This window comes from Mycoplasma sp. 2575, assembly GCF_053851635.1.
This window is the reverse complement of record NZ_JBSQBB010000011.1, coordinates 1-16,802: the sequence shown is the minus strand read 5'-3', so window position 1 is coordinate 16,802 and position 16,802 is coordinate 1. Positions and strand designations below refer to the sequence as shown.

Below are 16,802 nucleotides of genomic sequence, written 5' to 3'. Positions count from 1 at the left end.
TTATAGTCTATTTTTTTAATTTGTTTCCATGCTTTTCTTTTTTTATTTTTTGATGCAAATCATACATTTTAATAGCAGAAACTATCATACAATATAACGACAAAAAGGGAATAATAAATATTGCAGATAATAAGAAATAAATATGTAGCCTTGCATTATTGTTTTTTTTAGCATATTTCAATCCTAAAATAGATGAACTAATAACGAAAACTATACTAAAAATAAATAAAATTGTTATTACAATATAAACCGGATTAGATGTTCATTTTCCATAATTATTTTCATTGCCATTCAGGTATATAGCCAATAAAATGCTAATAAATGCACACAAAAAAACAATAAAACAAATGCTAGCTCATGACTGCATCTTATACAATTTTCCAACATAATTATTCTCAGATTTATCAATTTGTTCCATAATATAACTCCTAAAGTTATTCTACCTAATCACAATATAATATATAATTTTAATATTAATTTTTATTTTGCTAATCAAAAAATGTAATTCATTTTATAAATAAAGAAGGTATAATGAAACTAAAAGACTATATCTCGATATATTTTCTTAAGACCAAAAAAATTTCACAGAAATACCGCAAAAACGAAACAGTAACACTACAGTTTTTTCAACGTCACAATAATGTAAAATTATGTGGGATAAATGAGGTCATTAAATTGTTGTGTAAAAACACTGATACGTCTAAATACACAATAAGATATCTTGAAGAAGGGTCAATAATACATAATAGAGAAGTCGTACTTGAACTAGAAGGACATTACTATGATTTTGGCATTTGAGAAGGCATTATAGATGGCATTCTTGCCCGGCAAACTTCAATTGCCACAAATGCACACAATGTTATTAAGGCAGCTAATGGAAAAAATGTTGTAAGCATGGCTGATAGATCAGATCATTATATAAACCAGCTAAATGATGCGTATGCTCTTAAAGTTGGTGGAATATATAACCATTCTACTCTTGCATCATCCAATTACGACCTAAAGCATACGTTTGGCAGTATGCCGCATGCCTTAATTCAAATGTTTGAAGGAGATATCGTTAAGGCAATTAAGGCTTACCATAAAACATTTCCAAATGATGACCTTTATGCTCTTGTTGATTTTCATAATGACGTTATTTCAGACTCACTTGCCTGCTTAAAAGAATTTGGCAAAAAACTCAAGGCAGTAAGAATTGACACCTCGAAAGCATTAATTGACAAAATGTTTATTGAGGGAGAAGCAGAATATGGTGTTACCCAAAATCAAGTAAAGAGATTAAGAGAAGCTCTAGATAATAACAATGGAAAACATGTTAAAATAACTGTTTCATCAGGATTTAATGCTAAAAGAATTAAAGAATTTGAGGATGAAAATACACCGGTAGATACATACGGCGTTGGAGCATCATTATTGAAAGTATGAATAAATTTTAGTGCCGACGCAACTAAATTAAATGATAAATATATCGCAAAAGAGGGAAGAGGATATCTAAAAAATAACAAACTTAAAACTTATAGAGGGGAAATTATTTAATGGAAGAAAATCACAAGAAAAAAATAAAAGATAATATCTTTAATTTTATTGGCTACTTAGTTATTTTTCTTTTTTTAGCAATAGGAATTATTTTGTTTTTAGTTGCGTCTCATGTTTTTGGTTCTATAGGCAGGGGAGGAACTATAGCATCATATATCTTTGGCTCAATTTCGCTTATTTTATTTATCCTAATAATAATAAAAATATTTCTAATTATTGCTTCAGAAAACAAATACGCAAAAAACGCAATTGATGTCAATAAAATATTTGAGGGCGTAGAGCTAGATGAAGAAGAAAAAAACACCCACAACTTATTTTTAGAAGAATATCATAAAGAAATATCAAGTCTAAATATCTACTTTGGCGCCTTTGTTTTAATTGAACAAAAACATTATAAAAAAGACATTGATATAAATCATCCAAAAGTAAGAATGCTTATTGAACAAATGATTATTGATGGTATAAAAAAATATGGTTTTTTTGACCTATATCTTGTAATTGAGTTTTCAAAGACAATTAATAAAAAATTTATTTGAAAAGGCGACCATAAAAAGTATAAAATCTACTTTGAATATATAAGAAAAATATATCACATTGCTGATGATTACATTTATAACAAATATTTTATTTAAATAAAATTAAAAATTTATAAACAACATTACCTGACCATTATATTTGGTCAGTTTTTTTATAATTGATGCTATGTTAAAACAAAAAAGGCCCGGATCATATACAACGATTTGAGCCTTGGCTTTTTTTGTAAAATAAAGTAAATTATTGGTTAATTATTTTTATCATAATTTTCAGAAATGGTTATTTCATGTTCCAAATCGGCTACTATTTGGGGGATTAATGATGCGTCGCTAATTTGAGCACCCGACGCGCGATGATGGCCACCACCACCCCACTTAACAGCTACGTTTCTTACGCAGGCACCATTTGATCTAAATTCACATCTAATTTGATTTTCCTTTTCTTGCGTAAAAAATACTCATGCCTTGTTATCATCAATTGAGGAAAGCAAAAAAGGTCGATTTGCTTTTAATGGGTCATAAATCCCAAGTTTCTTCTGATCCTTTAAGGTAAAGTAAAATGATACAACGCCATTTTTTATATTCATATTTTGTTGAACAAAAGCGTTTATTTTAATATCCTCCAATGTTTTTTTGGCCATATTTTCATGTAGTAAATCTTTATTAGCGTTATGAGATCATAATCAAGCAACTAAAAACATTGTCTTATCATCAGTTAGGTTAGTTGTAAGTCTAACTGAATCTGTATAAATTCCTAAATATAAATATGTCGCTGCTTGTGCATTAACTTTTCAATTTAATCCATATGCAATTTCAGCCACCTGTTGTGCCGCTGCAGGAGAGTACTTATCAACCCAAACCAACGAAGCATTTAAGTCGTCATCATTAGGATGATGATCGATTCTAATAATATCATCAAACAGATTATTATCTAAATATTCACGGCACTCTAATCTTTCTTTAAAATTAGCATCAACAATAATAGCTAACGAATTTTCAAGTTTCTTAAATTCCAATTTATCCATTGAAAAATCAAGGTATGAATAAATTCCTTTGGAATCACCTATAGTATAAACATTTTTATTAGGAAAATTTTCTTGAATTAAATGCTTCATACCAAATTGTGAACCTAAACAGTCACCGTCAGGTCTTATATGATGAAAGATTACAATATTTTGGTATTTTTTAATTTTATCTTCAATTTTTTTAAATATTTCTAATCTTTCAGAACTAATTTTGATCATTTTTTAAAACCTCAGCCTTTAAGTCCTCAATTAGAGATTTCATTTCGCGTCTAGAATGACATGTTGCTCCAGCAGCAACTTCATGGCCACCACCAGGTTGGTATTTTTCACAAATGTGATTAATTCATATACCGTTTGATCTAACTCTAGCTCTAATATTGCCGTCGGGAAGATCGATAAATAATACTCAAATTTTGCAATCTCCGATGTTTGCTAAAATGCCAACATCATTAGCTTCATTATCATTTAAATTAAATTTTTCCTGAATCTTCTTAGTTACATGAAAATATAAAACCTTTCCATCACTCTTATAATTTAATAAAACATATGCAGAAAATCTAACTTTTCTTTCATCTCTTTTAGCAAGATCAAAATTAACATCCCATACTCTAAAATTATTGCCCTCATGTAAATAAGACATAACATCAAATGTTCTTTTTTGAACATATTCATATTGAAATCTTCCAGAATCTGTATTAATACCTAAATAAGTATATTTTGCTGCCTTATCAGTAACTTTTCAGTTGGACATCATCGCAATATAAGCAACTTGCTCAGCTGCTGCTGCAAATGTTGGATCTTCTCACGTATAGTCATATTCAATATCTGGATTAACAGGATGATGGTCAATTCTTAATAAATGAGTAAAGTTTTTATCAAGAATGTATTGCGCAAATTGAATCCTATTTGATGAGTTAGCATCAACAACAATGCCTAATGAGTTTTTGAAATTTTCTTTTGGTACATCCTCAAATTTATCAAAATCTCATTCAAAGAATGGAAATGCACCAATATTATCACCAAAAACGAACACTTTTTTTTCTGGGTAATTAGTTTTTATCAATTCTCTCAAACCAAACTGCGAACCCAAACAATCACCATCGGGTCTTATATGATGAAATATAAAAATATTATCATGAGATTCAATTGCTTGTTTAGCAATTTCTCAAGTATTCTTTGCCATTTTTTCTCCTAGTAATTAAAAATTAATTATTTAAAAATTTAATTGATTATTTTATTTATTATTAAATTATAAAACATAATAAAAATAATCAACTATTTTATGGTAACTAAACAATTATCAAGGTTTAGCTTAATTTAACTAGGTTGTCATGTTGATAAAAAAATAAATAAATTTAAAGCGTAAAAAAAATTAAATTCTAATATTGCTATTTGAATCTAATATCTTTTTAGTCAACAATTATTCATACTATTTTATAAAATTAATTCTTTTTATATGCCCTAATAACTGAATGATTAGAATTCAAAAATTCATAATCATATTTTTCATCTTCTAATAGATTTGAAATAGCAAATTGAAGGGTTTTGGTGCCATTACCAACAATAATATCTACATATTCCATAAATTCATTTTGATCTAAAGTAAATAAAGCATTCAAAACATTAATAGATGCTTCATCACTAGTCAAACCGTGTAAATCAATCTCTAATGAATATAGATTCATATTTTAATACTCCTTTTGACAATTTGGACAAAGGTAAGTTCCACGCCCATTGACCTTAATTTTTATAGTTTTATTTTGGCATTTTAGACATGACTTTATTCTATCGCTGTGAATCATTAAATAATCTTGATAAGAACCTATCTCGTTATTAAAACTTTCATAGGTATGAATAGTTGTTCCTCCTAGTTTGTAGCTCTTATCCATAATAACCTGGCCTTTTTCTAATATCTCTTTAAGTTTAGCTAATGGGATATTTTTTGATTTACTCAACGGGTGTATAGCGCACGCAAACAAAGCCTCATCAATATAAATGTTCCCAAAACCTGCAACATATGATTGATCCAGCAACTTAGTTTTAATAGAGCTTTCACTACCCTTCAATTTCTCAAAAAGTTCCTCGATGTTAGTATCTTTAGGTTCGAGTGCCACTTTTGATAAAGGTAATTTTTTTTCATAAGTTTCACTATCACGCAAATAAAATGTACCAAACATTCGGCTATCAAGATAATGGAGCTCGCTATTATCTTCAAATACAAATTTAGCAACTAAATGTTTATGGTTCTCATGTGGTTTTTGATAATAACGATATTTTCCTTCCATTCTTAAATGAGATAACAAAATTAAGTTGGTTTCGAATTGAAAAATAATATGCTTACCCTTATTTTTGACTTGAGTTATCTCATGCCCCCGTAAATTATTCTTATATGTTGAAGGCGAACACTCCTTAAAAAGATGCGGTTTAATAATTTCTAGGTCCTTAATTTTTTTATACAAAATGACCTCATTTAGGTTTTTAACAACCACTTTTACTTCTGGTAATTCAGGCATATTACTATTATATACTTTTAGATAACATAATGTAATATAATAAAAGTATGACAAACAAATATAAAAAATTATTTATATCAACAACTGATACCGTTTTAGGGATCGGCGGCGCTGTTAACGATGAAACTAAAGATTTAATTTATGAAATAAAAGGCAGAGATAGAAATAAAAAACTAATTATTTTAGTATCCTCTATCCACCAGGCACGAATGTTTAAACAATGAAATCCGCAAGCTGAGCAATATGCTAAAAAATATTGACCAGGTGCAACAACGTTAATCGTTAATGACCAAGGTTTTAGAATGCCAAACCATCCCTTGCTACTTGAATATCTTGAAAAAAATGGGCCAGTATATATGTCGAGTTGCAATATATCAAATGGGCCAGTATGCAAAAATATCGAAAATGCAAAAATTCTTTTTCCTGAAATAACAAATGTTTATAACTTTGGAGAAATGAGTCAAAAGCCTAGCCAAATAATTAGAGTTGAAGACGGTTTAATTTTAAGGGAGTAAATTTTATGGACAAAATTGTAAAGATAACTAGTGATCACGCTGGACATGAAGCAAAGATTAAGCTCGCTAGCGAGCTAAAAAAAGAAGGATACAAAGTAGAACTTTTTGGTTCAACAAGTTCATTATTGCCAGTCTCGTATACTGATGTTGGAATAGAATTTGCAAAGGAAACAAAAAGAGATCTTAATAAGGAGAATACAAAACTTATTGCTTTTTGCGGCTCAGGAATTGGAATATCTATGGCTTTAAATCGGTTTAAAGATATAAGATGTGCTAGAGTTACAAATGAAGAAGAAGCGAGATTATCAAAAGCCCATAATAATTCAAATATCTTGTGTATGGGAGGAAGATTATTAAAAGATAACGAAATTCTAAACATGTTTCATGCATGAGAAAATGCAGAATTTGAAGGCGGAAGACATCTTATTAGAATTAGTAAACTAGGCGAACTTGGCCAAGATGAATAATTTAAATGTATAAAATGCACAAATCAGGACTAAAGTTAGCCCTGATTTTTAATCTTATTTTATCGACCAGGCAACATAAACTGACAAAAAATATTAATTTTTTTTAAAAAATAAAACGCATACTAAAAAAAGTATTACAATAATTTAATTTATCAAAATTTAAATGGGGTTTAAGAATGAAAAAAATAGAACTTAAAGAAAAAATAAATTATATTTCTAAATATGTTGATGATTTCAATGAATTGCATAGTACAGATATAAAAATTATTATCAAAGGGTCTGCTGTTTTAAAGTTAAATGAACTTATTAAACGCAATCCCAATGACATTGATATTTGTTTTTTTAACAATGAAAATTTAGAAACAAAAAGAGCATTTATTAGATATATTACAAAAATTGGAGACTTCAAGCTACTAAGAGAAGATGATAACCTTATAACAATTGAAAATCTTGAATTTGGAAAGGTTGAATTTATTCTTTTTGAATATCTTCATGTTGATTGATTAAACAAAATTGATAGCAACCTTTACTTTGTAAATTCTGATTTTATGATTATTGGAAAAATCTTAATGCTTACATATGTTATGTCATCGTATTATCCACACAATGATAAGATGGAAAAAATCATTGCAACAATAAGCGATTTAAATCACCTTGATAATCTAACCTCATTTCTAGATAACTTCAAATTAAACAATTATAAAACCCTAATCATGAACCTCATCAATAATTCAACTCTTATTTTTATCTACTATAAATATAAGGAATTTTTATGATGGAAAAATGAATATGAAGTCTTCGAAATTCAAGATCCCGACTTGTTGCAAACTTTTAATAAGGTAAAACATATATTCAAACAAATAAATAATGATAAAGAAATTAGTGACTATATAAACTTCAATAGCAAAATAATAGAAAGCTTTTATTTAAATTTTTTTACTGAATACCAAGAATTTGACGCAACAAAGGATTTTAGCAAATTAAAAAGCACAAATATAATTTTTAAGACAGATTACTCTTGCCAAGATAGCAATAGAAGTTCTTACTCAATAAATAACTTTAATTTTGTCGAACAAAATCAAAATAGTAAAATTAATTCTTTTATACTAAACTGGTTTATTAGCAATTACCAAATTAAAAATAATAAAAAGGTAAATAATGAATATATTTTTAATTTAAAAATCTCTAATGATAGCAAGTGAGAAAATCAAGGCATTTTAGTAAATTCAGATAACCAAAATAACATTAAAACTAAAAAGATTTTGTCTATACTTAGCAAATATAGCATTCCCTATAAAATTTCCTTAAGTAAAGAATGAGCCGCAACCTGCAAGCAAGAAAATGAAATCGTTGATTTTATCATTAGCATTCCAGGGGATTTAGAAACTGATATAAATGTTAAAATCAACATCATAAACATTGTTCATATGATTCAAATAATTTATGTTTTATACAAGGAACTAAACAATGATTAATAAAACAAAATATGCCAGTTCTTTAATTATTTCAATGATTGGATCTGAGGCCTTTAAACTTGGAACAGCAATTTATATCTATAAGTTCACAAGTAGTTTTTGGCTTGTTTCCCTTTTATATTTACTAATTCAAATACCGGTCTTTATTTCATATCTACTAAATAAAAAAATTGCTTCAAAATTAAAACTAAAAAATATACTTATAGCAACTGACTTTATTAGCGTAGGTGTGCTAATGGTCATATTAATTAGCTCTTTTTTCTTCATAAAAAATAATTCACTCCAGGCTTTTTCAATATTTTTATTAATAACTAACATTATATTAAATATCATACACTCATTTAGATTCATAGCCCTTAAGTCAGTTTTATATTATTTATCAAATAACAATAAAGATATAAAAACTTACAACGTTTTAACGACTATCGCTACTGCGCTAGCTTTTCTATTGGCATCAGTGTTTTCATTTGTATTATTTACTAAATTGCCTTTCTGGTCATTAATTGTTATGAATATGATAACTTATTTAGCATCGGGGATTTTATACTTCATATTAAAGTTAAATAAGGAGCCATTGCAAACAACACCAACTATTAAAAATAATGTAGACAATTTACAACTTGAACACAACAAAAATTACAACATATGAAAATGAGTTTATACTATTGCATGTAGTCTAATTGTTGGAATATTTCTTTTTCCACGAACAGCGGGAATGTCTCAATTTTTTAAAGCTATTTCATTCAATGCAGAAGAATGATCATTTATATTAAATATTATATTCGGATCTTTTGGCCTGATTGGAAGCCTAATTTCTTTAGTGATAAGAAATAAAGATATCAAACTAAGATGAATTTTATTAGCTATGAATATTGTAATTCTAGTAGTTATTCCTATTTTATTTATATCAATTAGTAATTACATTAAAAACATAATTTATTTAGTAATAATAGGTATGCAACAACTATTTTTCTCACTATTTATTGCCATTTTTTACACAAATACATATTTGCTTTTTAAAGAAGACAAATTTAAAAAAAATACAATATGAACATTAATTTTTAAAGTTATTTCATCGTCTTTAATTATTTTATTATTAACTCTAATAACATATCAAATCAACTATTTTGTTACGTTTACCGTGTTTGCAGCATTAATACTAATTACAAGTATTGTAATTGCAGTTTCGGAAATATTTTTATCTAAACACAAAAAGAAAGAAATGTTAATTAAAAAGCAACAAGCAAACAAATAAAATACATATAAAAATATAGTTAAAAAATTAAAGAAAAATCATAAATATATCTTAATTTAAAATGGGTTTATGATTTTTTAATCTTAAAACTAAAAAACTCAAATAAAACACACTCCTTTCGGAATGTGTTTTATCTTTTTTTATCCAAGCTTGGGATTATATCACCTTCTTGATATTATTAAGATTCAACTCTTGAAGTGTCAAATTTTCCAATAATATTATGGACTCTGGATACAGTCATCCATGCTGCAGGGTCTGCCAACAGGATTTCATTTTTAATAATATTTTGCTCTAAATAAAGTGCAAAAGTTTCAATTCTAACAGTTTCAGTATTTGTATAACCGGCAGTAAGCTTATCTATATTATAACCATGTCAATAATTAATAATTTTAAGACGGTCAATAATCTTGTCTGGGTTTTTTGTATATATTTCAATTCTAATCTTACGATATTTAGGAAAAATGAGATCAATAAATGAAATGTAAATAAAAACATATGCAAAAAAACTTAAAATTCTTAAAATTAGTGCTGCAATATTAAATGGTCTATCTGATGATATTCCTAATAACTCAACAATGCTAATTGTCACAATTGAGAATGCTCCAAAAATCAAGGCAACAATTGTTGAAATATGACCCACTGATTTTTGTTTAACTCTAGAAATATAATAAATTATAAAATCTCCGCCAGCAGTAGAAGCTGAATTTTTTCATGAAATACCACTTGCCGATCCGGCCATACAAGCACCAATAACAGCATAAACAATAATTGGCCATGTTGGATTGGCGTAGCCATTTTCAATAATATTTTTAAAATGATTTAATTGATTAAATTGAGACTGGGTAATTTGATGTATATATCCTAACTCTTTGATTACGCCTGCCTCTAAAGAATTATTAATACTTAATAAATATAGACCATCCTGAGATGTTGGATTTGTATTAATTCATTGGAACAAATGACGATATGAATTTTGATAAGTTCCATATGATTCTCAAGGAATTAATGATTTAAATTCATTTGTAAAACGGGAATCAACTGGAGAAATTCAATTAATATAATAAATCGAAATTTTATTAAAGAAATGTCCAATTGGCCCAATTAATAATATCGATTGAAACGCAACTTGCCATAATAATCAGTATGTCGTTAAAATCATAAATAATCGTGAATTTTTCTTTCAAAAAGCAATTATTAAGGGTAAATTCATAAAGAAATAAATAAAAGCAAAATATGGTGCAGTTGATGAAACTGTAAATGTAATTGCTTGAACTATAGCTGAAACCCCGGTTGCAACCGTTGCCGCCTTAGCTAAAAATGTTGCGATAGCTATATTGTATAAGATAGCTGAACAAAAAACAAAGAACATCTTCTTAGGAAACTTTTTCCATACATTAAAGAAATTAACTCCATAAGGATTTATTTCATAAGGTAATTTTGAAGGGTTCTTTTTACTTTTTCGCTTTTTTTCCTCGTTAGATAATGCTATATATTCTTCTGATTTAAGTTGTTTTTGTTTAGCTAAATCTATATTCTTTTGTTCTGGACTTAGGTTATTAATTTTGCACGTCTTTTTCATATGTCCTCAATATAATAAAAAATAATAACACTTTTTTAAAAAATAAAATGATTATGTATTAATATACATAAAAAATAAAACAGCTAACTAAAGCTGTTAAAAATTATTTTAATGATAGAGCTTTTTTGGCTGTTTCCACTATCGAAGTAAATGATTCAGGATAGTTAATTGCTAATTCTGAAAGCATTTTTCTATTGATATTTATATTTGCTTTATTTAATCCTTCGATTAGTCTTGAATATGTAATGCCATTTGTTCTTGCTGCTGCGTTAATACGAGCAATTCATAATTTTCTGAATTCACGTTTAACTTGTTTTCTATCTCTAAATGCATATGTTCATGATTTAACAACAGCTTGCTTAGCAACTTTATAACCAATAGATTTGTGTCCTCAGTATCCCTTAGCAAGTTTTAATCATTTAACACGTCTTCTTCTTGTTACTACTCCGCCTCTTGTACGCATAATATTTTCCTTTCCAAATAATTTATTAAAAAATTAAATTAATTCTTTATATCTCTTAAAATCTGATGCTGATAAGGTTGATGATTTACGAGATTGACGTTTTTGCTTAGTTGTTTTGTTTTGAGCTAAGTGTGAACGATATGCATTTCCACGTTTAACTTTACCTGTTGCAGTTATTTTAATTCTCTTCTTTAAACCGCTCTTGGTTTTCATTTTTGGCATGTTATTCTCCTTGTGGTTGTGAAGGTTCGTTATTTTTTTTGTTAAAGGCTTCAACTTTCTTTTTATCTTTTTCGATATACATATCTAAAAAACGTTCATTTACTAAAGTTGGCTCTTTTGATACTTTTGCAATGTCCTCGACAAGCGCATAAAACTTATCTAAAATTTCGTGCCCCAAATCAGTTCTGCTACGCTCACGACCCCTAAATTTAACCGACACTTTTACACGATTTCCCTCCAAAATAAATTCACGCACTTTGCGTGCCTTTGTTTCAAGGTCATGTTGTCCAATTAAAGGGGTTAATCTTATTTCGCGGTTAATAGTTACTGACTGTTTTTCCTTAATTGCTTTTTGTTTTTTCTTCTTATCATATTTAAACTTACCATAGTCCATAATTCTAGTAATAGGTTTGTTATTTTCAATTGAGATAAGAACCAAATCCATTTTATATTCAGAAGCTTTTTCTAAAGCATCTTCTTTAGTTAAAACTCCTATTTTTTCATTATCAGGGCCTAAAACAAAAACTTTTTTATAAGGTATGTCATTATTTACAACGTGTTCTGATTTCGGTTTTTTACTTTGACTATTTGCAAAGTTTGAGTTATCTTGATATATAACTTCCTCCTTAAATAAATAAAAAGTGGGTTTAGACCACTTCTCATTAACTACAAAAATATTAAATAATCTTTATCTGTAGCGACCCAGCAAAAAATCACTTAGGTGAGAAATGAATCTACTTATTGCTATTAAAAGCACAATAATTTTAACATAAAATCATTTTAAGATTAATAACATTTTCAAAATATCTTACAAAATAAATTATTTCCATGTTTTTATTAATCAAATAAGCAAAAACGGATGGTAATTCTCTTTGTAAGATTTAATAAAAGTTTCTAATTTCACAAAAAAATGTTAATTTCAAATTAAAACTCAAAACAAAAATACAATCTAGTTTTTTTCTTTAAGGTAATTGCTAAATTTTATCATTTTTTAACATTTAAAACAGCAACTATAAAGCACTATCTATTTAATTAATTATTTGAACCTAAAACTTTTCTATGTTTTTTAGTATAAATTTTGTGCTTTTAGCCAAAAGTAATAAAATTGTTTTTAGATAGTATAAAACTAGATAAAAAGATACAACATTGAAAGGAAAATATGAAAAAACAAGGAAAATATAAACTTCTAGCAAGTTTACCATTATCTATAGTTGGCATAGCACCTATTGCTATACTATCAGTAAGCTGTCAATCGGGGGAACAAGATAAACTAACCCAAGAACTTATAAAAAAAGAACAGCAACTTTCAAAGGAACAAGTTGAAAAAGATAAAGCTACCAATCAACTAAATTGAGCTAAAGAACAACTTCCAAAAAAAGATTTAGAAATAAAAAAATTAAAGGGTGAATTAGAAAAAGTAACTCCGCAAAATGATGATAAAAAAGTTTTCGAGACCAAAAAATATAACTTTAAAAACTATAATGCTGAATACACAGTAAAAGAAACAAATGAAGCTGAAGCATTTTTTATTAAAGATGACAAGTCTAAGACACCTTATATTGACTTAGATCAGTTTATATCGATTTTAGATGGTTTATTTGACCAAAATCAATTAAGTTCATATGTTGAAAAAGATAAAAATACAAAAACATATTTTACAAAAAATCCAGATGGAACAATATCAAATAAATTAATTATTGACTGAGCCAAAAACACCATTCAATTAACAAGCACTAATTTCTTTTATGAAATTTTTAAACCACAACAATTAACCGATGGTGAGCAATTCCTAAAAACCGAATATGAATTATCGCGCATCAAAGGTGATGAAGGCAAACTTATCAACTTTGACCTGGGCAAATACAATATGGATATCTTATATAGTAATGATAAAGTATTACTTCCATTTTCAATATTCAATACCTTATTCATGAGTACAACATCAAACAATATTTACTTTAATGGTAAAACATTTACAAATGTAAGTGATGGACTTGATACATTTGAAACTGCAAATGAAGAGCTAAGAGAAAGAATAAGAAAGAATGATGATCTAAATGGCAATAAGGCTACAAAGGAAGAAAGAGAAGCAAACTTCAACCATTTATCATTTACAATGGACTACTTTTATGGCCTAAGAGAATATAAACAAATTAAATCTTTTGCAGACTATATTTCAAAAGAAGACAAAGAAAAATTATTATCAACTGACCCAGAAATATATAACAAAGCATATATAAATATCTTCCATAAACAATTAAATGATTTACACACAAGCCTAAATACTTTTTCGTATCGTGAAAAAGAATGAAATGCCGATATTTTTGACTCATTAACAAGAAATGACTTTGGACAAAAATTGTTGAATGAGCGAAAAGTAGCAACCGAGTTAAGTGGGCTATTTGAGAAAAGATTTGGTAAGAAGGTTAGCGAAGTTGAAACTAAGGATTTAATTAGATACCACGGCAATACAGCTATTGTAACCCTTCTTGAATTCAAAGATGGAACAAAGGATGAAATAAGTGATAAAGATAATGCATGAAAATATGATACATACTTCCTAATGAGACATCTAATTGAAGAAGTTAAAAAGAATTCAAAAATTAAAAATATTGTATTAGATCTATCTTTAAATGGTGGAGGTAGCGTTTCTGCTATGGTTAGAACTTTAGGCTTTATGACCGATAAACCTATTTTAAACCGCGAACAAGATATTCTAAATAGAACAAATAGTTTAAGCAAATCAGAAGTTGACACCGATGGTGATGGTAAATACGAAAATGATGCTTATGATAAATACAATTGAAACTTGTTAGTTGGTGTAACTACATTTAGTGCCGCAAACCAACTAGCAAGTATTGTTAAGGAAATGGGTATTGCTAAAATTATTGGTCAAAAATCTGGTGGTGGTATGTCAGCTATTATGTCAAACGTAATGCCAGATGGTACAACTATTACTATGAGTGGACCAAACAATGCTGTTTTTGGAATAGAAAACAAAGAAATAGAAAGTGGTGTTCCAACCGACATTGCAATCGAATACAAAGACTTCTATAATGATGAGGCAATTGACAAGGCTTTAACAAGCGCTAACTCAAAACAAAATTAATAATAATTAATAACATCGGCCAAAAAATTCCGGTGTTTTCTTAAAATGAAGAAATTATTGTAAAGAAGGAAAAAATATGAAAAAATCAGGAAAAGCTAAACTTTTAGCAAGCTTACTTCCATTATCAGCTATTGGTCTAGCACCAATTGCTATACTAACTGCAAGCTGTCAATCTGGACAAATCGATAAATTAAATAAAGAAATCCAAGAAAAAGAACAAAAAATTCAAGAATTACAAAAAGAAAAAAATAATACTAACGATGAATTAAATAAAATCAAAGATCAACTAAATGAGAAAAACGAAATAATAAATGATATTGAAAGAGAAAACAATATCAAGCCTCAAAACGATGACAATGTTAACATTAGTGCCACCTCTCACAATTTCAAAAACTATAATCCTGAATATACAGCAGTTAAGGAATCAAATGTTGATGTTTATGAAATTAAGGACGATAAATCAAAGACAGCTTATGTTGATATTGATCAATTTTTAAGTGCTCTAACTGGCTTGATTGGCCCAGAACAATTTAGTTCATATGTTGATAAGCAAAAGAATAGAAAAACTTATTACACAAGCAATCCTGATGGAACTATTTCAAACAAGTTGGTAATTGATTGAAATAAAAATACAATTTTTGTAACTACAACGGACTTCTTTTATGAAATATTAAGACCACAAGAATTAACAGATGGTGGAGAATTCGCTAAATATGAATATGAAAGAATTCCAGAAAGTGATAAAGGCGTTACTTTCGATCTAGGTAAATATCATATGGATATCCTTTACAAAGATGATAAAGTTCTAGTGCCATTTTCAGTATTTAACACTCTATTTATGAGCTGAACATTCAACAATATCTACTACAATGGAAAAACATTCACTAATGTTTTTGCTGGACTTGACTCATTTGGTAAAACTGAAGAAGAAGCAAGAGAAAGAATTAGAAAAGATAACAATCTCCATGGCAGCAAACCAACCAAGGAAGAAAGAGAAGCAAACTTTAACCATTTATCATTTACAATGGACTACTTTTATGGCTTAAGAGAATATAAACAAATTAAATCTTTTGCAGACTATATCAAAAAAGAAGATAAAGAAAAACTTCTATCGACTGATCCTAAAAAATGAAATGAAGCATACATCAGTATTTTCCATAAGCAATTAAATGAATTACATACAAGAATGAACTCATTCTCATACTATGAAGCAACTAATTATCTTAAACCTCTACAATTACAAATTGAAGACTATGGTCAATATAGAATTGATTTCAATAAACAAAGAGCAGAATTGGTTAAAGGCTTTGAAGCATATTTCAAAAAGAAAATTGCAGACTTCAAACCAGAAGACTATGTGAAATATGTTGGCAATACCGCTTTTGTCACCCTATTACATTTTGAAGATGGAACTAAAGAACAAAACAAATCTGATGAAGCTTGAAAACATGATACATACCATTTAATGAGATATCTAATGAAAGAGGTAGCAAAAGAAGAACATAAAAATATAAAAAACATTGTTCTAAACATTGCCATTAATGGTGGTGGTAGCGTTGGATCAATGGTTAAAACACTAGGTTTTATGACTGACAAACCAATTCTAAATCGTGAATTCGATATTTTAAATAGAGTAGGTAGTTTAAGTAAAGGCTTAGTTGATACTAATGGTGACGATATATACGAAGGGGATGCATATACACAATACAATTGAAACATCCTAGTTGGTATAAATACATTTAGTGCTGCTAACCAATTGACAAGTATTGTTAAAGAAATGGGTATTGCTAAAATTATTGGTCAAAAAACTGGTGGCGGTATGTCGGCCATTATGCCTCTAGCTCTAAGCGATGGAACAACTATTACAATAAGTGGTCCAAATAATGCTACATTTGGCAAAGATAACAAAGAAATTGAAAGTGGTGTTCAACCAGACATCAAATTAGATTATAAAGATTTCTATAACTACGTTAAAATCGATCAAATGTTAAGCGCTCAAAATCAAAAACAAGACGAAAATAAACAATAATCATCCTTTCATTGGTAAAAAACATCAGCAATTGATGCTGATGATAATGTAGTAAATTTTGTGTAAATTTATTTCTTGCTT

General features: G+C 28.0%; 17 protein-coding genes. 8 read left to right on the top strand and 9 right to left on the bottom strand.

Translation table 4 applies throughout. The features are described from left to right. Positions 1-7 precede the first annotated feature (7 nt). Positions 8-418: a hypothetical protein gene (locus ACWXVU_RS02505; protein WP_438340583.1), complete on the bottom strand. Its 411-nt coding sequence runs from the start codon at positions 416-418 to the stop codon at positions 8-10. A gap of 113 nt (positions 419-531) precedes the next feature. Here ACWXVU_RS02505 and ACWXVU_RS02500 point away from each other — a divergent pair, with 113 nt between their 5' ends. Both ACWXVU_RS02500 and ACWXVU_RS02495 read left to right on the top strand, forming a co-directional pair. Next, a complete protein-coding gene (locus ACWXVU_RS02500; RefSeq protein ID WP_438340582.1) occupies positions 532-1,536 on the top strand; it encodes a nicotinate phosphoribosyltransferase in 1,005 nt (334 codons plus the stop codon). After that, the gene (locus ACWXVU_RS02495; RefSeq protein WP_456012129.1) at positions 1,536-2,168 is read left to right on the top strand and encodes a hypothetical protein; all 633 of its coding nucleotides are present in this window, start codon (positions 1,536-1,538) and stop codon (positions 2,166-2,168) included. The genes ACWXVU_RS02500 and ACWXVU_RS02495 overlap by 1 nt, the downstream gene beginning before the upstream one ends. A gap of 149 nt (positions 2,169-2,317) precedes the next feature. On the opposite strand, the gene ACWXVU_RS02490 is transcribed toward ACWXVU_RS02495, so the two are convergent. The 4 genes from ACWXVU_RS02490 to mutM form a co-directional block, all read right to left on the bottom strand. Further along, on the bottom strand, positions 2,318-3,313 hold the full coding sequence (locus ACWXVU_RS02490) for a DHH family phosphoesterase (protein ID WP_456012128.1): 996 nt from the start codon (positions 3,311-3,313) through the stop codon (positions 2,318-2,320). Beyond that, positions 3,300-4,277: a DHH family phosphoesterase gene (locus ACWXVU_RS02485; protein ID WP_438340579.1), complete on the bottom strand. Its 978-nt coding sequence runs from the start codon at positions 4,275-4,277 to the stop codon at positions 3,300-3,302. The genes ACWXVU_RS02490 and ACWXVU_RS02485 overlap by 14 nt, the downstream gene beginning before the upstream one ends. 259 nt (positions 4,278-4,536) lie before the next feature. Continuing rightward, positions 4,537-4,779 (bottom strand): Smr/MutS family protein, encoded by a 243-nt coding sequence (locus ACWXVU_RS02480; protein WP_438340578.1) that lies wholly within the window; start codon positions 4,777-4,779, stop codon positions 4,537-4,539. 3 nt (positions 4,780-4,782) lie between these two features. Continuing rightward, a complete protein-coding gene (gene mutM / locus ACWXVU_RS02475; RefSeq protein ID WP_444704970.1) occupies positions 4,783-5,607 on the bottom strand; it encodes a DNA-formamidopyrimidine glycosylase in 825 nt (274 codons plus the stop codon). Positions 5,608-5,654: 47 nt separating this feature from the next. Between mutM and ACWXVU_RS02470 the strand changes: the two genes are divergently transcribed. From ACWXVU_RS02470 to ACWXVU_RS02455, 4 genes are all read left to right on the top strand, one after another. Further along, entirely contained in the window at positions 5,655-6,122 is a 468-nt protein-coding gene (locus ACWXVU_RS02470; protein WP_438340576.1) for a Sua5/YciO/YrdC/YwlC family protein, read from the top strand. A gap of 5 nt (positions 6,123-6,127) precedes the next feature. Continuing rightward, entirely contained in the window at positions 6,128-6,589 is a 462-nt protein-coding gene (locus tag ACWXVU_RS02465; RefSeq protein ID WP_438340575.1) for an RpiB/LacA/LacB family sugar-phosphate isomerase, read from the top strand. 176 nt (positions 6,590-6,765) lie between these two features. Beyond that, positions 6,766-8,064: a hypothetical protein gene (locus ACWXVU_RS02460; RefSeq protein ID WP_456012127.1), complete on the top strand. Its 1,299-nt coding sequence runs from the start codon at positions 6,766-6,768 to the stop codon at positions 8,062-8,064. After that, positions 8,057-9,319 (top strand): hypothetical protein, encoded by a 1,263-nt coding sequence (locus ACWXVU_RS02455; RefSeq protein WP_455994136.1) that lies wholly within the window; start codon positions 8,057-8,059, stop codon positions 9,317-9,319. Before ACWXVU_RS02460 ends, ACWXVU_RS02455 begins: the two co-directional genes overlap by 8 nt. A 178-nt stretch (positions 9,320-9,497) precedes the next feature. Here the strand turns inward: ACWXVU_RS02455 and ACWXVU_RS02450 are convergent, their stop codons facing one another. The 4 genes from ACWXVU_RS02450 to infC form a co-directional block, all read right to left on the bottom strand. Beyond that, the gene (locus ACWXVU_RS02450; RefSeq protein WP_456012126.1) at positions 9,498-10,898 is read right to left on the bottom strand and encodes a hypothetical protein; all 1,401 of its coding nucleotides are present in this window, start codon (positions 10,896-10,898) and stop codon (positions 9,498-9,500) included. 103 nt (positions 10,899-11,001) lie between these two features. Further along, the gene (gene rplT / locus ACWXVU_RS02445) at positions 11,002-11,361 is read right to left on the bottom strand and encodes a 50S ribosomal protein L20 (protein WP_444704966.1); all 360 of its coding nucleotides are present in this window, start codon (positions 11,359-11,361) and stop codon (positions 11,002-11,004) included. A 33-nt stretch (positions 11,362-11,394) separates the two neighbouring features. Continuing rightward, positions 11,395-11,583 (bottom strand): 50S ribosomal protein L35, encoded by a 189-nt coding sequence (rpmI, locus tag ACWXVU_RS02440; protein ID WP_004416337.1) that lies wholly within the window; start codon positions 11,581-11,583, stop codon positions 11,395-11,397. A gap of 1 nt (position 11,584) precedes the next feature. Further along, positions 11,585-12,199 (bottom strand): translation initiation factor IF-3, encoded by a 615-nt coding sequence (infC, locus tag ACWXVU_RS02435; RefSeq protein ID WP_438340916.1) that lies wholly within the window; start codon positions 12,197-12,199, stop codon positions 11,585-11,587. A gap of 543 nt (positions 12,200-12,742) precedes the next feature. On the opposite strand from infC, the gene ACWXVU_RS02430 reads away from it, so the two are divergent. Beyond that, positions 12,743-14,692: a S41 family peptidase gene (locus tag ACWXVU_RS02430; RefSeq protein ID WP_456012125.1), complete on the top strand. Its 1,950-nt coding sequence runs from the start codon at positions 12,743-12,745 to the stop codon at positions 14,690-14,692. A 76-nt stretch (positions 14,693-14,768) separates the two neighbouring features. Continuing rightward, positions 14,769-16,721: a S41 family peptidase gene (locus ACWXVU_RS02425; protein WP_456012123.1), complete on the top strand. Its 1,953-nt coding sequence runs from the start codon at positions 14,769-14,771 to the stop codon at positions 16,719-16,721. The last annotated feature ends 81 nt before the right edge of the window (positions 16,722-16,802 follow it).